Below are 17,151 nucleotides of genomic sequence, written 5' to 3'. Positions count from 1 at the left end.
TTTTATACTTTAAACCTTTCGACAGCATCCCGCAAGTGATTAGCCATTGCGCTCATTTCTTCGGCACTGGCAGCGATAGTTTCCATTGTGGCAGTTGTTTCCTCGGTTGAGGCCGAAACTGTTTCCGCATTGGCAGCTGTTGTTTCAATACCGGAAGCTACAGTATTAATTAATTTGATTATTTTGTCGGATGTGGCCACCTCGTCTGCAGTAATATTGCCAATACTATCAATATCATTGACTGTACTATTAACTGCAGTTAAAATATTGTTCAGGGCTTCGCCGGCATGGTTGACTGCTGATACCCCATACTCTACTTCGGTGCGGCTGTGTTGCGTTACAGCAACGGCGGCAGCCGTGCTTTCAGCAATTTTTTTAACAAGTTCGGCAACTTCACCGGCCTCATGGTTAGACTGTTCTGCCAGTTTGCGAACTTCCTCAGCTACTACGGCAAAGCCCCGGCCTGCTTCACCGGCCCGGGCCGCCTCAATCGCGGCATTTAAAGCCAGCAGATTTGTTTGGCTGGCAATGGTTGTTATCGTATCAGTCAGCAGGCCGATCTGCTCGGAGTATTTGCTTAATACGGCAATTTGTTCTTCTGTTTCGACTGTCTTTTCTTTTATGCCTGACATCCGGGCAACCGCTTCAGATACCGTTTCTGAACCGGCAGTGGCGGTTTTCAGGGTGTTTTTAGAATTTCTGACCGAGGATTCGGCTAGTTTTCTGGCAATTTGAATCATTGATGATAATTCCAGCAATACCTTGGAGGTGTCCACTACTGCTTTATTGCCGGATTCAGCTTCCTGCGCCACTTCCTGCACGTTGCGGGCCACGTCGGTGGCAGTTGCTGACACCTCTTGACTGGAGGCGGCCAGTTGTTCTGAAGCTGCAGCCAGCTCAATCGCGGCCTGGCGTACAGTGCTGACAATCTTGCGCTGATCATCAATCATGGTATTGAAAGCCTGTGTCAAATGCCCAATTTCATCTGTGGAGTCCACATGCTCCTGTACAGTCAGGTTGCCGTGCCCGACTTCGACTGTCATCGCCTGCAGACGTTTAATCGGATTGACAATCAGCCGGGAGAAGAACAAACCGACAGATAAAGCCAGAATAATTGCGGTAACAACTGTTGCCAGAATCGTTGTTGCCGCGGTTATCGATTCCTGTTTGCCTTGTTCGCTGGCTGTATGGGCTTTGTCATCACTGTAATCAGCCAGTTCTTTCAGCAGAACATTAATGGCATCTAAGTACTGTAGCGCATTTTGCTCGTAGTTTTCATATGCAGATTGTTTTTGTCCGGTTATGACCAGGGTGAGACTTTGATCACGGGTAGTTCGATAGGCGCTGAGGGCTTCTTTGAGTTTGCCCAGCCGCTCCTGTTCATAAGTATCCAGTGGGGTTTGCTCATAAACAGTCAGAACTTCATTAAATTCGGCAACCCGCGTGGCAATATCGGCCGCAAGCTGATTTTCACGGGCTTTACCAATATTGGGCAGGAATAGTTCGACGATATTTGCTTCAATGGCCCGGGAGTGTGCTCGCATAGCATTTAAATATTTTACCGGCAGCAACCTGTTTGCATACATGTTGTCTAAGCTGTCACTCAGCTTAGCAGTAAAGTGATAGCCAACATAGCCGACACAAGTTAAAAAGACAGTGACCAGCAATACTAGACCAATTATTTTTTTGGCAGTTGCGAGATTTCTAATAAACTGCATATTAACCCTCCAAGCTCTTCAATGCTATATACTATGTAAAAAAACCAGGGGCTGTGATATTTTCCATTATTTTCGACAGACTTGGACATATTTCCTTTAAACTAGTACTTCACTTTCTTAAAACCATGGAAATAGTTTGCGTAGATTTTTTCGCAATGCAAGGCGGAGGACGCTAACCGATTCGGAAGATCTGCTTTAATGAGACCGGTAGGTGATATGTCTCTTATTACTTGCGCGGCCGCGCCTATCGGACATATGTAAGGTGACGACAACGCAGCAGCGCGGGAAAAGATCCGTAAGATAACCAAAGATTTAATTGTGTCAAGGTACTAGGTTGGCTTATTGGGAAATAATAAACCGCCAGTCTGTAGGAACCAGCCTGGCGGTTATGTAAATATCCCCGGCTTAGCCGGGGTTATCTTCAACGATAGATAAAGTAGTTTGATTTTTTTAAGCGGCTAATCTTGGGCAGGGTGTCTGAGACGAAGGTAACCCGTCCGCAGGTGCGGCAATGGGTTGTACCGTACATGGTGTGGTCTAGGTCTGTCTCCGGACATCCGGTAATTGCATGATAAAACCAGCGTGTGATAGACATTGTCTCACCCTTTCGATAAATAATAGTAATCATATTTTACCGTGTGGGAGCAAGGATAGCAACAGACGTGGCAGGCCGAAAACGGGAACCGCAGGAAGTAATGGTCTGTCCTGAACTCAGGCATCGTCCAATCTCACGATTTTACCGGATAGAAGACTGCTTTCAATATTTGCCTATAGTTTGGGAAAAAGAGGATAGAAGGTGGAGCGATGAAGGCTGACAATCGTCATATTGCAACAGTAACTTTAGTGGGGGCCGCTGCTGGTTTTTTTCTGAGCTATCCTTATCAGCACACTTTCTGGGGGGCACTGTCAACAAGTGCTTTTAGCGCTGCTCTGGTTGGCGGTCTGGCTGACTGGTATGCTGTGACGGCTTTGTTCAGAAAACCTTTGCAGATCCCCTACCGTACCGCAATTATTCCCAGAAACCGCGAACGCATTTTAAAAGCAATTATTGTTATGGTTGAAGAAGAACTCCTAACTGTTGATAATATTAGAGAAACACTCCGTGAGGTTGGTTTAGCGAGAATGATCATGCATTATGCGGGCCAGGTTGAAGCCAGACAGCAGTTGCATTCTTTAGTAAGCGGTCTTGTTCTAGGTGCCGGCGGCCCTATCGATATCGGGAAAGCAGCAGCCAGGCTTGACCTATTGTTGAGGGAAAATGAGGATAAAGTAAAAATAGCACCACTGGCCGGTCAGGCATTGGAATGGTCTTTAGCAAGCGGTTTTATTGAAGAATTAATTGATTTTACGATTTCAGAAATCAAACAAATGACTGGTGAGAAGTATATGACCGATATTATTGCCACAATGTACAGCAGTGCTCTCAAGGACTATGTTGCCAGGCAAAATCAGCGTAAGCTGGCGGGGTGGATATTAGAAAACCTGCTCAGTCTTAATCCGGTTACGGTTGCCGGGCTGATCCAGGAACAGATGGCGGAGTTTCTGGAAGGAATGCACAGCCACGACCATCCGCTGCGTCAGCGGTTGCGAGGCTGGCTGGTTGAGCTTGCCGGCAATCTGCAAACTGACGCTGTCCTTAGCCGGCAGGCTGAACAAAAATTAAGACCGCTGGCGGTGAAGCTGGCAGCACGGTTGGGGGAAAAGCAGGCAGCTGAACCGGAAATCGCCGCCGGCTGGTCCAAGTGGTTAATCCGGCAGGTAATAAAGCTAGCCGATGAACTGACCGATGATGGGGACCGACAAAACAAGGTTGATACCCTGCTGATTGATTGTTTGGTTGCCTGGGTAAATAAAAACCAGGGCGAGATTGGAGGCTTTATAGCCAAATGGCTGGATGGTTTTAGCGATGCCGAATTGGTAGAATATATAGAGACTAAGGTAATGAATGATTTACAGATGATAAGGATTAATGGCTCTATTGTTGGCGGCCTGGTTGGAATCGTATTATTCCTCATTATAACAGCTGTCGGAGTGGGACCATGAAGGCTGTTAAAGGGAGGGCAAATCAGGCCCTGTTAGCAGCAGCCGCTTTGTTTGTGGTTTCGCTGGTGCTAGTATATATTTATCCGGGTAACTGGTGGTTCCGGCTGTTATTGACTGTGGCTGAAGCCAGTCTGGCCGGCGGTGTAGCGGACTGGTTTGCAGTAACTGCATTATTTCGCCGGCCACTGGGATTTCCTTATCACACTGCGCTGATTCCGCGTAATCGTGAACGGCTTATTGAAGGTTTAGTAAGTGCCGTGGAGCAGGATTTTCTTAGCAAGAAGTCGATAACTGCCCGGCTTATGGAGGCTGCAATTATTAAACAGGGAATGGCCCAGTCCGAAACCAGTACCTTTAAGCCGTTCATTAAACAAGCAGCTGATAAACTGATTTCCGGGCTGGTAATGTCAGTTAACATTGATATTGCCGCAAGATATGCCGAGAGAGTAATTAAGTTCCTTTTAAAACATCAACCGGTTGCCGGACACTCAGGCGAGGCTATTCGTTGGTTTTTGGAACAAGGTAAAGGCCGGCAAGTGTATACAGCAATTATTGGTGAACTTGCTATAGTGGCGCGGGCGGAGAAAACCCGCGACACGATTTTTCTTTACCTGGAACAGGTTAAGCAGAAAACAGCGAAGAAAAACTGGTTATCGGCAATGGTGACAGGATTTATGGAAAGTATAGATGGTATCAATCTGTCAGATGCTGCTGAGGCACTACAGCAGGAGCTCATAAAGACGGTGGATGAACTTTATGAGGATGATCATCCAGTCTGGCTTTGGTTTGAAGATCAGCTTGCGGAACTGATTGTTAAATTGGAGGCTCCGGAGTGGGAAAACGCGGTTAATGTTTGGAAGGATAGCCTTATTATCCGGATTTCTCTTTATGAGCCGCTTACGGCATTAATCCGGGTTGTTGTGAAGGAACTGGGAGCGCCATCGGCTTACCGTCATTACTTGACTGTATGGCTGGCGAATAAGATGGAAAGCAGCTGGGAAAATTTTAAACAGAGTCCCGCGATGCAAAGTCAGGCGGAGGCCTATATCAAAACGTTCCTCAATAAATTGATTAATAATGAACATCATCTTGTGGGTACCGTTGCCAGGCAGGCTTTACAGAAGTTATCTGATGAAGACCTTAATCGTTTTATTGAGGAGAAAGCCGGTGAAGACCTGGAGTGGATTCGAATTAACGGTGTTCTGGTCGGTGGGCTGGCCGGGTTGGGGCTAGTGGTCCTGAAAACTCTATTATAATACAATAATTAAAGATAACCCCAGCACAGTTCAGCAGGCTGGGGTTATCTTTTACAAACGCATAGCAGCTTCAGCGGCTAATGGGGAGCGTTCACATTCTTCAGACAGCATCGTCAGCTGGTAGCAAAGTTTGGAGCCAATCATTTTTTCGCCGGCATAGCATAGCCCGTTTGACTGGCTGTCTAGGAGGGGATTATCAATTTGGGCCGGATCGCCCAGCAAAATAATCTTTGTTCCCTGGCCTGACCGGGTTAATACCGCCTTTGCCTGACGGGGAGTAGAATTTTGCATTTCGTCAAACATAACCCAGTATCGCTGCAGTGAACGACCACGCTGGTAAGCCAGGGCCTCTGTCTGGATAATGCCTTTTTCAAACATCATACTAACAGTGTCTTCTGCTTGAGCAACATCTTTATCATCGGTTATTGAATTGCCTGACATTAAGGTAAACAGATTATCTTTTATCGACCGCATATAAGGTTCCAGCTTTTCCGCTTCTGTTCCGGGAAGGTAACCCAGCCCTTCATCAAGCATACAGTGAGGCCGGCAAATTAAAATATGATGGTACTCGCGCGGGCGGCAATCCATGTGCTTATACAACCCTACTGCCAGCGAATAAAAAGTTTTGGCTGTGCCGGCAGGACCTTTAATAATGACAAGCGGCGCCTCTTCCGCACTCATCATCAGGCATTCCTGCATAAATATTTGTCCCACATTTCTTGGAATTACGCCAAAAGGATTCCGGCTTCGATAACGAAGCTGGACAATCTTTTGTCCGTCAAATCGTCCAAGGGCGGTATGCCTGTCATTGTCAGATGATTTTATCAATAAGAACTGATTGGTAATAAAATTAGCAGGGGCCATTATTCCTGAGTTTTCATCATAGGTAAAAAGCTTGGCCGGGTCCAGACAATTAATATCATCACTGTAAAAATTGTTAATGACCGCACTCGTGGTATACACTGTTTGGCGGCCAGTATATTGTTGGTCAATTGTAGCAACTTTATCATTGCGGAAGTCTTCTGCCGGAATTTCGAGAATCGCTGCCTTGACCCGCATATTTGTATCCCTGCTGACCAGAATTGCCTGATGGCCGTTTTCCATTAAGCCTTTACAGATTTGCAGGATACGGTTATCACCTTTTTCCTTGTCCCAGTGAACTGGCATTTCGGTACAGGTGTGGTTGGCCTCAAGCCGTAAAATACCACCAAACTCGTTCAGGGTGACACCCTCTAATAAATTACCTTGCAACCGGAACTTATCTATCAGTCTGCTGACGTGCCGGCTATGGGCACCACGCTCACTGCTTTCCTTTTTAAAGCGGTCAAGTTCTTCAATCACAACTTCCGGGAGTATGATCATATGCTCGTTGAAGGCGAATAAGGCATTGGGAGAATGAAGCAAAACGTTGGTATCAAGTACATAACATTTTGACATTGACTATGGCCCCCTTAAGTATGACGTAACGCTCTAACTATAAAAAGGCAATCCCCCTTCTTTAGCTAATATGGCCGCACTGGTTTGGGTAAACTAGGTGCCTATGTTAAATTGTACTTGTGCTGAGGCCTAAGTATGTTAGTAATTTGTTAATTAGACGTTAAATTCGGCCCGATACCCCAATCTGCACCACCTCGGGGCAAGAGGCATATATTACAAAGAATTTGGTTTAACATTAAAAACATCCCTTGCCGATGATGTAAGAAAAGACTAAATCTGTGCGTCCTCAAGGACTTTGCGAAAGGCAAGTCTTTTCTTAATATTGTATGAGTGAGAGAGAGGAAAGGTAACCTGATTAGATGAGGTGGCAAAGATGAAAGCGGTTGGTTTGATTGGCGTGGGTCGTATGGGGAAGGTGCTTACAGGTAAATTAGCTGGTCATGTCAATCTTAAAATTTTTGACCGCGATAAGAACAGACTGCTGACAGTTTCCCGGCAATTGGGGGTTACAGCGGCCGCTAATCTGGAAGAACTGGCCGAATTGGGCACAGTTATCCTGGTTGTGCCTGACCGGGAAGTCATAAGTTTAATCAAAGAGTTCAATCAACTGGGGCAGCCGATTAATATGATCAATGTGGCGACTAATGTCACTAAAGATGTGCTGGCGGTAACTGCTTCTACTCATCTTAGCTGCATTGGGGCTAAGTTTGTTGCGCAGGCAAGAGAGATGGCACAGGGGGCTGAGCCCATTATTATTGTTGATGAGCAGCCGGCAGGACTTGCCGCCCTGGTGCAGGAGATATTTGCGCCGGTAGGAAAGATAATCTTAGGTCAGGCAGACTGCGTTACGTATATTAATACGCAGGCTGCTGAACAAGCCCTGACGGCGGCGGTATTAATTGAAGAGACATTGCGCAGCCAACCTTACGCAAGCCCTGATGTAATTAAAAGTGCAATTCGCCAGGTTGCTGCCGGGATAATGAAGGCTTATGCCGATGATGATCTTGGTCCGTTTGCCCGCGAGGTCGTTAGTGCAGTAAAATCAAAGTTAAGTAAGTAATAAAACGAGGAGAGCCGCGGCAACCTTGCCGCGGACTCTCCTCGTTTATTATATCCAGGTTATTCTAAGGAGTAACTTTTTGCCGGCTGTTCAGTATGCCTGTGCCTAGACTGACGCCTGTGAGCACAAAAATGAGCGCCAGATAATGCTGCCAACCCAATTGTTCATTTAAAAACAAGGCTGATGCAAAAAGTCCGACGACTGGCTGGCCGTTTAAAAACAATGAAGCTGTTGAGGCGCCGATATGATGAACCCCTGTATTCCATAGCAGTGCTCCCAAAGCTGTACTGAACCAACTGGAGAACAGCAAAACAGACAGAGGCCAGAAATCCAGTGCGCCCTCATACATCCAGACCGGATTAGCGAATAAGCCGAGCACTATCAGCGCCGGGGCAGCTAATAAATGACTGTAAGTGGTGATAACGAGGGGGGGAACAAAAATAGTGCCTTTTTTTACACACAGCGAACCCAGGACATAAGTGAGCATGGCAACGACCATAACACCATCACCAAGAAGGGTGGCTCCGACTGTATCGGATTTGCCGGAAATAATCAGTAGTATCCCGGCCAGGCCGAACGCAACACCAAGTAATTTGTTTCGGCTAAGCGGTTCCCGGATAAGCCAGCTGGCCAGCAGGGTGGTTAGCAATGGATTGAGCGCAAGGATCAGGGTCGCATGTGTGGCGCTTGTAGCCTTTATGCCCCAGGACAAGCTGAGCTGATGCAGGAATATGCAGAAAACCGCTACGCCGCAGATTGGCCACCAAGCAGTACGCGGTACAGGCTGCCAGCCGCCCGGATACAATACTGCCGGCAGTAAGAAGACGGCAGCCAGTACCATCCGGATACCGGCTAGGGCCAGTGGTGGATAAAAATTAGTCAAATATTTTATCATGACCACATTGATGCCCCATAGGAAAATGACACCAACGAGCATTATAGAAATGCGATGATTATTCACGGCAATCTCCTAATTCAATTAACGTTTTATATAACCGATAGTATCATGCTGAAGAGTTTGAAGCAACAATGAATTGACCGGCTTTTGTTGCCCCGCAAATAGGGAATAGTCTAAAAAGCACCAGGGTTCAGGGCAGAACCCCTCCCCCGGCTTTGTTAATTAAATTTCTGCCCGGAGTTGACGCCTGTCATAATCGGGAATAAACTAATAGTTATCTGGCGTATTGGAGATGAGGCGGGTGCTTTTGTTAGATATTCGACAAACCTTTAGGGCATTAAGGCACCGGAATTACCGGTTGTTTTATTTTGGGCACGGCCTGTCGCTAATTGGCACGTGGATGCAGCGAACGGCGACCATCTGGCTGGTATACCGCCTGACCCAGTCACCGGAAATACTGGGAAATGTCGATTTTACCGGACAAATTGCCGGCGTCGTGTTGATACCTGTCGCCGGGGTACTCTTAGATCGCTGGAACCGGTACCGGGTAATACTCTGGACTCAGGTCTTAAGTATGGTGCAGGCGTTAACCCTGGCTGCCCTGGTGTTCGCCGGTACCGTGGCGGTATGGCACATAGTAATACTAAACACCATGTTAGGTATGATTAACTCCTTTGATATGCCGGCCCGGCAGTCCTTTATTTCTCAGATTGTCGAAGATAAAGAAGACCTGGCCAATGCCATTGCTCTTAACTCCGCTATGTTTAATGGTGCGCGGATTATTGGCCCTTCCATCGCCGGGCTGGCGATTGCCGCTTTCGGGGAGGGCTTATGCTATCTGTTTAACGGGCTGAGCTATATTGCCATCCTGGGAGCATTGCTGGCGTTGAAGCTGACTGGGCAGCAAACGGTTTCAGTTACATCCGCTAATATACTATGGGGATTAAAGGAAGGATGTACTTATACATACCATTGCCTGCCGATCCGGATGGTGCTTTTACTGCTGGCGCTTACAAGCCTGGTGGGCTTTCCGGTTATGCCGCTGATGCCGCTGTTTGCCGGGCAGGTTTTGGGGGGCGGACCGGAGACACTGGGGTGGTTAATGGCTGTTTTTGGGCTGGGGGCCCTTATTGGCACTATTTGTTTGGCAGCCCGTAAAACTATTGTTGGTATCGAAAAGGTGATTGCGATCAACTCCGTTCTCTTCGCCGTTGGTCTAATTACGTTTTCCCTCTCCGACGCATTGTGGCTTTCGCTGCCTGTTGCTTTTCTAATGGGCTTCGGCCTTATCGCCCAGATGGCTTCAACCAATACAATTATTCAAACCCTGGTAGATGAAGATAAACGGGGCCGGGTTATGAGTTTATATGTATTGTCCTTTGGCGGGATTACACCGATTGGCAGTTTGCTTGCCGGTCATGCAGCCGGCATCATTGGCACGCCTGCTACATTTTTCATTAGTGGATTACTGGCCCTTGCCGGGGGCATTGTTTTTGCCTGGAAATTGCCATTATGGCGGTTAGCGGCGCATCCGGTTTATAGAAAAAAAGGACTTATTTAGGTAATAAAAAAAAGGAATTTGTTGTATCTGCGTAGAATGCAAATATTAAAAAATAATTATTTTTTATAAATAATTACACCAAACAAACGAAAAAGGGGGTACTGTGTAATGTTTCAAAGTATTCAGTTTAAACAATCGCTTTATACTGGTCTTATCATACTCGTAATCTCAGTCCTGCTGTTGGCTGCGAGTAGTTACTTCTTGTTTGAGTATACTGACGGGGTTAACCGTGACGCCGCCATCCAGGGAGTGGCCGGTCTGAGCCTGGAGCTTGAAGACTGCCGGGAGCGTGTCAGCACAGCCTCGGCTCTGGTTGCCGGACGACCTGATATCAGGCAAGCACTTGTTGCCCAAGACCCTGCTGCCGCCATGCAGGCGGTTGCGGGCATGAGCAGTCAGGGCAAGGTCTCTTTTGTTCAGGTGCTGGATAGTCAAGGCCGAAGCGTAGCCAGTGATGGCAAAGCGATAACAAGTCAAGCCGTTGTCAAAGCAGTCCAGCAAGGCCAGACAACTGCCTATTATGAGGCGATACCAGGCCAGGTTGTTATGAGTGTCGCGGTGGTACCGGTAAAAAGTACAGATGGCAGTGTTGTCGGGGCTGTTGTGTCCGGAACTATTGTTTCCGAAGATGTTTTTGTCGACAGAGTAAAAGCAGTACATAAAGTTGATACTACTATTTTTGCCGGCGATGTGAGAGTAGCCACAACAATTGAGCAAGACGGTAAACGGGTCGTTGGCACTAAGCTTGATAGTAATATTGCCACTGCGGTGTTAAGCAATAAGATGTCCTTTGCCGGCAATGCCAATATTCTGGGGATGCCCTATGTTACCTATTATCAGCCGTTGCTGGGCAGTGATCAACAGCCGGTCGGGGTGCTTTTTGCCGGTAAATCAGAGGTTGAGGCGGTTACGGTACGCAATAAGAGCCTGCTTACCATGGGGGCAGTTGGTTTTGTGATCTTTGTTGTCGGTATTGTTTTCTCAGCTTGGGTTGCACGAAAGTTGACCAAACCGCTGCAAGAGCTGACAGCCTTGATGCAATATGTGGGCCAGGGTGATTTGACAGTCAGGGCGGAGGTGAAGTCGCAAGACGAAATTGGCAGATTGACGCAATCGTTTAATAGTATGATTGCCAATCAGGGGGAGCTTGTTGGTGCGGTAATGAGGGCCAGCCAGGAGATTGCTTCGGCATCCGAGCATCTGGCGGCTTCCAGTGAGGAAATGAGTTCGACTGTTAATGAGGTTGCCGGTAGTATTGGCAAGGTGGCAGGCAACTCAAAATCAGGAGAGTCAGCTGCTGAAAAGGCGGCTCAGGTTCTGGTCCAGCTGGCATCACTGATTGCATTAGCGAAAGAACGGGCTGTGTCGGCTCAAGATGTTTCGGCAATGGCTTCTCAAGCGGCTGCCAACGGACAGTCAACAGTATCCGGGACAATCGCCAGTATTACGGCGATGCAGTCTAAAATTTTAGAAACTGAAGAGCTTATTGGCAAACTCAATGATTATTCCAGCCAGATTGGTGTTATTACCGAAACCATAACCGGTATTGCGGCTCAGACTAATCTCCTGGCCTTAAACGCTGCAATTGAAGCGGCCCGCGCCGGCGAAGCAGGGCGTGGTTTTGCGGTTGTGGCCGAAGAAGTGCGTAAGCTAGCCGAACAATCCAGCAAGGGCGCGCAAGATGTGGGGGCCCTCTTAAGTAAAGTAACTGACAGCACAACGCTGGCGGTAGCTGCGGCGCAACAAAGCCGGGCAGGCATGGAACAGGTAGTAAAGTCTACCGATGCCGCCAGTTCCGCCTTGGAACGCATTTTGACAGCGGCTGGTGAAACAGTTACAGATATTAATCAGATTATGCAAGTGGCTGATGAAGAGGTTGCTACTTCTAACCAGATTGTCGCTTTAATTGACAGTCTGACTGATGGTTTGCAAGAGACTGCCGGCTTAAGTAAAGATGTAGCTACGGCCGCTGAGCAAACGGCGGCAGCTGTTGAAACAGTGGCTGCCAGTGCGGAGGAGTTAACAAGTATGGCCGCTGAGTTAAAAGATATGGTGGTGCGGTTTAAGGTATAGACGATGAAAAGCCGATGGAATCGTGTCCATCGGCTTTTTAGTTATAAGTACAGGTTTTGTAACCAAAGCATAGTATTTGCATATTATGTAGTGTAAGCGCACTTTTACTTGGCCGCAATTGCCCTGATGAGCAGGAGGCAAAATTAGTTTGAAGTGAGTGGTAAAGGAGGAGAGTTGAGGTGTCAAATAATAAAAAACCTTATTGGGATCCGCCCGAGATTGACGAATGGGACGATGAGGAAGATGAGTGGGAAGAAGAAGCCAGAATAAGCAACGACAGACAGGTGCTGCCTTTTATACTTGGCCTGGGTTTAGGCTTTGGCTTTGGCTGTTCTCCGCGGCGCAATTGCAATCCGCGATATAACTATGGCTGTTATCCCCGCCGTTACTGCCAGCCACGCCAAGGCTGCTACCCTTGGCGCCAGTGTTATCCGCGTCCATGTTATCCGTTATAATTATCTGCAATCCAGGGCTTCCTTTGCAGGAAGCCTTTTTTTGTTCTTTAAAGGAAACGGATAAAAAAGGACCCAGACGGCTTCTGCCGGCGTCCTGAAGGAATTGGCCTAAGTCAAGTTTTTCTAATCCTTAAGCAGCCAGGGACTTGGTTTAGCAATATAATAACCTTGAGAGAAATCGATATTATATTGCTGGACTTTGGCAAATACTGACTCGGAGTGGACAAATTCGGCGACTGTTTTTATACCCATGTCTTGAGCAAAGGCAACGATGCTTTTAACAATGGATTGTGAATTGACATCATGATCAATGTTTCTGATCAGCGAAGCGTCAATTTTTAAATAGTCAAAGTCTAACGACAACACATAGGCAAAATTTGAATACCCTGAGCCAAAGTCATCAACAGCCAGTTTGCAGCCGGATTTTTTTAGGGACTTTAAAAAGCGTACAGCGGCGGTGTGGGTTTCCAGGCTATGATTCTCCAGTACTTCAAAGGCGATTTTATGATTCATTTTGTATTTTTCCAGGTGTTCTTGAATCATAGCCGTTGTTTGCGGATCAAGCATATCTTCCACATCAAGATTGATAGATATCTCATTGGGCAGATCCTTGAACAGGTGAAACGATTTTTGAACCATAGCTTTCGTGATGGCCGGGTATTGTCTGGTAGCTTTGGCAATATCAATAAACTGATAAGGAGAAATAATCTTACCGCGGTTATCAGCTAGCCGCGCCAGCACTTCATAATGGGGGCTATTAGGTTCCCGGTGGTTATATATTGGTTGAAAATAAGGGATAATACGGTCATGTTTGATGGCTTCCTGGAGTAATTTTGCCCATTTGATATTATCCTGATAGCGGGCGTCAATGCCATCTGTTTCCCGGAAGAAGAGATAAGGTCTGCGTTCTGCGCGGGCTTCGCGCAGGGCGATGTCAGCCTTGATAACCAATCTTTTCGGATCAGCACTGGCAGCAAAGGCAATACCGGTGGTTACCCGTAATAAAACTTCCTGGCGATTACTCGAAAAACGGGTAGATTGAATAGTTAAGGCAATATGTTTGGCCAGCCGCTCAAAGTCATCTAAAATTATCGGCAGGTTAAGCGTGGACTGAGCATCAAGAAAGATAGCATATTCATCGGCATGCATTTTATAGAGTGAATAGCCAGAGTTGGGTAAAATATCCAGTAAAAGCCGGGCCAGGCTAACAAGTATGAAATCGCCTTCTGCATAACCGTAAAAGTTGTTTATTTGTTCAAAGTCATCAATATTAATCAGGGCTACAACCGGGACTTTGGATTTGGCAACATCCCTGAGTAAGCGTAAGCGGTTCGGGAGGCCGGTTAGTGTATCGGTATAGAGTAGCCTGACAAGCTGGTTCTCTTGTTCTTTAAGTGCGATCGTACGTTCGGCAACCTTTTTCTCTAATTTCTCATTCATTACGAGCAGTTCATGTTCAAGGCGCTTCCGTTCAGTAATATCTTTTAGGCAAGTAATAATGCCGGTTAATTCGCGCGCCTGATTTAATAAGGGAGTAGCCGTTAATATACAGTCTATTTCTTCCCCGGTCCTGTTCTTCAAAGTTATATCGCAATCGAAACGTTGTAAGGATTCTACAATATGCAGCAGCGGGCAGGACTGAGTCTGGCAACGAGGATTTGGCGTTAATGCATAGCATTTTGTCCCGAGCGTTTGTTCCCGGGTGAAGCCGGTCATCGCGGTAAAAGCATTATTTACTCTGAGGATAGTGAAATCACGGGCAATTACACACATGCCGTCAGCAGCAGAATTAAATATCTGTTGAAATTCGTCAAAGTTGGAATCTGGTTGATTCACACCCGGCTGTACCTCCTAAATATACTTATGTAATTTTATCATAACACTGGTGGGAATTTGACTATATAGGACTTTGGTCCCGGGAGAAATCACATTGCCGGCAGGAGTTACTGCCGGCAATGTTGAAAATATCAGCATTAATATTTTGCGAGGTTATTTATGATTTATATTAATGGGTTAATAAAAAAATTCGGTGACCGCATAGCCGTGAATAATCTGAGTCTGGAGATCAAGCAGGGCGAAACTTTTGGTTTGCTGGGGCCTAACGGCGCCGGTAAAACTACAACAATCCGGACTTTAACCATGCTTACCCGGCCAACAGCAGGGAATATAACTATAAATGGCTGGCAGCTGCCGCAGGATGAACTGGCTGTTAAGTCAGTGATTGGCGTTGTGCCTCAGCACTTAAACCTTGACATTGACCTGACGGCTAAAGAGAACCTCGACTTACATGGGCGTCTCCACCATATGCCCGGTGGTGTAAGGGAACGGCGGATTAATGAGTTGCTTGATTATGTTGAGCTTACAGAACGCGGCAGTGATATGGTGAATACTTTTTCCGGCGGCATGAAACGGCGGCTGATGATCGCCCGGGCACTGCTGCATAACCCCCGGGTTTTATTTCTGGATGAACCGACAGTGGGTCTGGATCCGCAGGTAAGAAGACGATTGTGGGATCTTATCCGCCGTATGAATGCCGATGGGTTGACTGTGCTTTTGACCACTCACTATATTGAGGAGGCTGAGAACCTCTGCCAGCGCGTTGCCATTATGGAAAAGGGCCGGTTAATTGCTCTCAACAGTCCGCAAGCGCTTTGTAATCGGTTTGGCAACTATGTGGTGGAGTGGATTGAGAGCGAGGGGACGCAGTATCGCTTCTTTACCGGCCGGACTGAAGCTGCGGCCTTTGCCGGAACCCTGGCGACAAATGCAACGCTGCGTCATACTAATCTGGAAGATGTATTTGTTGAATTGACTGGCAGGCGTGTCAGCGCTTAAGGGAGTAGAGACTATGCAGGCAGCAGGAGAAATTATGCAGGCCCTTGCCGCTGCAGGGCATGCAGTATATATAGTGGGCGGTGCAGTGCGGGACATATTGCGCGGGGTAGAGCCTGCCGACATTGATTTGGCCACAAATGCGGTCCCGGCGGAGATTGTGGCTGTTGCCATGAGTCAAGGCTGGCAGACTGTCACCGTGGGCGCTGCTTTTGGGGTAGTCGTGGTAGTTATTGGTGAGCGTAACTATGAGGTAGCGACCTTTCGCTGCGAACGTTATGGCACTGACAGCCACCGGCCGGAAAGTGTTGCTTTCGGGGTAGGCCTGGCCGAGGACTTGGCCAGGCGGGATTTTACAATTAACGCGATGGCTATGAGTGCTGACGGTAGGGTTGTTGATTTATTTGGGGGACGGCAGGACCTTGCAGGCAGACTGATTCGAACAGTTGGGAATCCGCATGACCGGTTTGCCGAGGATGGTTTGCGAATGTTTCGGGCTGCCCGCTTTGCTGCCCGTTTAGGTTTTGCCATTGAAACCGCCACAATGGCTGCCATTTCAACTAATCTGGGCCGGGTGAATGGTTTGTCCGTGGAGCGGGTGCGGTGCGAAATCGAAAAAACACTATTAGCTGAATTTCCCGCACAAGGGTTTGAAGTGCTGCAAACAACCGGCTTGCTGGGAACTACCTGCCAGGCTAAAGAACAGGGGAAAATATATAGTGTGCCTGTTCTGCCGGAGCTTGAGCATTTGCGCGGTTTACCGCAAAACCGGCAATATCATTTGTATGATGCCTGGCGTCATACGCTGGAAACTGTGGCCCTGACACCGCCGGAGCTACACCTGCGCTGGAGCGCGCTCCTGCATGATATTGCTAAAGGCTGGCCGGGAGTGCGTACTTTGAACCGGGCTGGGCAGCCGTCTGATCCTGGGCACGATCAAGCCGGGGCCCTGGCAGCATTGACGATTTTGTCAAGGTTACGGGTCGAACGCCGGATAATGGATAGAGTAGTGTGGCTTGTTCGTCAGCATCTGGTTTTACCGGTAGCAGAGCGTAAGGCTGTTTTAAAATGGCTTAAACGTTTAGCCGGTGATTTTAAAAGCAACAGTCAATTTACTGTTGCCTTGGCACAGCTATTCAGCCTGCATCAGGCTGACCGGTTGGCAGGCCATACCCAGCCGGACATAAACGGCCTGGAAAATATCAGGAAACTTGCCGGCCGGCTTGTGCAGGAGGTACCGTTTTTTCCTGTCCAGCTTAGGCTGAGTGGGCAGGAAATTGCTGCCGCCATTGGCGGTGGCCCCGGTGTAGGTTGTTTTCAGCGGAATTTGTTAGAACGAATTCAGGCCGGGCAGCTAAGTAATACCCGTAATGAGCTTGTCGCTGCCCTTGATGCCCGTGCTCGGCGTATAAGGAACCCTTAGCTTCAGGGCTTAACCCCATTTGAAGAGTAGTTGCCCTTCGCCAGGGATTCAGCCGCTCTTGGCGCCCCTTTGCCGAAGCGGAAGTCTTAGAGCAGGTTAGCCACAGGATAAAAAACAGCCTGGATTTTTTAAAAGTTTTTGGCTTGAATACACTTGACTGCGGACGGCGTATCCTGTATAATCGAAAACAAGTTAAATTGCTTAACATGATGAACAGGAAGTTAATTGCTTACAATCTTCAGAGAGCCGGCGGTTGGTGAGAGCTGGCGTGAGTAACAGTTAATTCCGCCTGGAAGTGGCTGATGATAAATCTGACGGGTGCGCCCGGTATAGCGGCAAAAGTCGGCCGAAAGGCAATCTGGGTGGCAACGCGGGAAATAGCTCTCGTCCCTGTA

Annotated in this window: 13 protein-coding genes; 8 read left to right on the top strand and 5 right to left on the bottom strand. The window is 47.7% G+C overall.

The features are described 5' to 3' along the window. Positions 1-2 precede the first annotated feature (2 nt). Both SPTER_RS21190 and SPTER_RS24910 read right to left on the bottom strand, forming a co-directional pair. Complete coding sequence (locus tag SPTER_RS21190) at positions 3-1,718, bottom strand: methyl-accepting chemotaxis protein (RefSeq protein ID WP_144352216.1); 1,716 nt, start codon at positions 1,716-1,718, stop codon at positions 3-5. A 421-nt stretch (positions 1,719-2,139) separates the two neighbouring features. Beyond that, entirely contained in the window at positions 2,140-2,313 is a 174-nt protein-coding gene (locus SPTER_RS24910) for a hypothetical protein (RefSeq protein ID WP_170233357.1), read from the bottom strand. A gap of 209 nt (positions 2,314-2,522) precedes the next feature. On the opposite strand from SPTER_RS24910, the gene SPTER_RS21185 reads away from it, so the two are divergent. Continuing rightward, positions 2,523-3,761, top strand: a complete 1,239-nt coding sequence (locus tag SPTER_RS21185) for a DUF445 domain-containing protein (protein ID WP_144352215.1) — start codon at positions 2,523-2,525, stop codon at positions 3,759-3,761. Next, positions 3,758-5,017 carry a DUF445 domain-containing protein gene (locus tag SPTER_RS21180; protein ID WP_144352214.1) on the top strand — a complete coding sequence of 420 codons (1,260 nt, stop codon included), beginning with the start codon at positions 3,758-3,760 and terminating at the stop codon, positions 5,015-5,017. Before SPTER_RS21185 ends, SPTER_RS21180 begins: the two co-directional genes overlap by 4 nt. A gap of 51 nt (positions 5,018-5,068) precedes the next feature. On the opposite strand, the gene SPTER_RS21175 is transcribed toward SPTER_RS21180, so the two are convergent. Further along, positions 5,069-6,454, bottom strand: coding sequence for a PhoH family protein (locus SPTER_RS21175; protein ID WP_144352213.1), 1,386 nt, complete (start codon positions 6,452-6,454; stop codon positions 5,069-5,071). Positions 6,455-6,827: 373 nt separating this feature from the next. Between SPTER_RS21175 and SPTER_RS21170 the strand changes: the two genes are divergently transcribed. Beyond that, positions 6,828-7,514, top strand: coding sequence for an NAD(P)-binding domain-containing protein (locus SPTER_RS21170; protein ID WP_144352212.1), 687 nt, complete (start codon positions 6,828-6,830; stop codon positions 7,512-7,514). Positions 7,515-7,578: 64 nt separating this feature from the next. Here SPTER_RS21170 and SPTER_RS21165 read toward each other — a convergent pair whose 3' ends face one another. Continuing rightward, complete coding sequence (locus SPTER_RS21165) at positions 7,579-8,475, bottom strand: DMT family transporter (RefSeq protein ID WP_246105381.1); 897 nt, start codon at positions 8,473-8,475, stop codon at positions 7,579-7,581. A gap of 244 nt (positions 8,476-8,719) precedes the next feature. On the opposite strand from SPTER_RS21165, the gene SPTER_RS21160 reads away from it, so the two are divergent. The 3 genes from SPTER_RS21160 (at position 8,720) to SPTER_RS21150 (ending at position 12,501) form a co-directional block, all read left to right on the top strand. Continuing rightward, the gene (locus SPTER_RS21160) at positions 8,720-9,973 is read left to right on the top strand and encodes an MFS transporter (protein ID WP_211367359.1); all 1,254 of its coding nucleotides are present in this window, start codon (positions 8,720-8,722) and stop codon (positions 9,971-9,973) included. Between the two features lie 108 nt (positions 9,974-10,081). Then, positions 10,082-12,046, top strand: a complete 1,965-nt coding sequence (locus tag SPTER_RS21155) for a methyl-accepting chemotaxis protein (RefSeq protein WP_144352210.1) — start codon at positions 10,082-10,084, stop codon at positions 12,044-12,046. Positions 12,047-12,225: 179 nt separating this feature from the next. After that, positions 12,226-12,501 carry a hypothetical protein gene (locus tag SPTER_RS21150; protein ID WP_144352209.1) on the top strand — a complete coding sequence of 92 codons (276 nt, stop codon included), beginning with the start codon at positions 12,226-12,228 and terminating at the stop codon, positions 12,499-12,501. 123 nt (positions 12,502-12,624) lie between these two features. Here the strand turns inward: SPTER_RS21150 and SPTER_RS21145 are convergent, their stop codons facing one another. Continuing rightward, positions 12,625-14,337, bottom strand: a complete 1,713-nt coding sequence (locus SPTER_RS21145; RefSeq protein WP_144352208.1) for a bifunctional diguanylate cyclase/phosphodiesterase — start codon at positions 14,335-14,337, stop codon at positions 12,625-12,627. A 159-nt stretch (positions 14,338-14,496) separates the two neighbouring features. Here SPTER_RS21145 and SPTER_RS21140 point away from each other — a divergent pair, with 159 nt between their 5' ends. Both SPTER_RS21140 and SPTER_RS21135 read left to right on the top strand, forming a co-directional pair. Next, the gene (locus SPTER_RS21140) at positions 14,497-15,336 is read left to right on the top strand and encodes an ABC transporter ATP-binding protein (RefSeq protein WP_144352207.1); all 840 of its coding nucleotides are present in this window, start codon (positions 14,497-14,499) and stop codon (positions 15,334-15,336) included. 13 nt (positions 15,337-15,349) lie between these two features. Next, complete coding sequence (locus SPTER_RS21135) at positions 15,350-16,756, top strand: CCA tRNA nucleotidyltransferase (RefSeq protein ID WP_144352206.1); 1,407 nt, start codon at positions 15,350-15,352, stop codon at positions 16,754-16,756. The last annotated feature ends 395 nt before the right edge of the window (positions 16,757-17,151 follow it).

Source organism: Sporomusa termitida, from assembly GCF_007641255.1.
GTDB lineage: Bacteria > Bacillota > Negativicutes > Sporomusales > Sporomusaceae > Sporomusa > Sporomusa termitida.
Note: the sequence above shows the minus strand (reverse complement) of the source record. Positions and strands in the feature narration are given on the sequence as shown.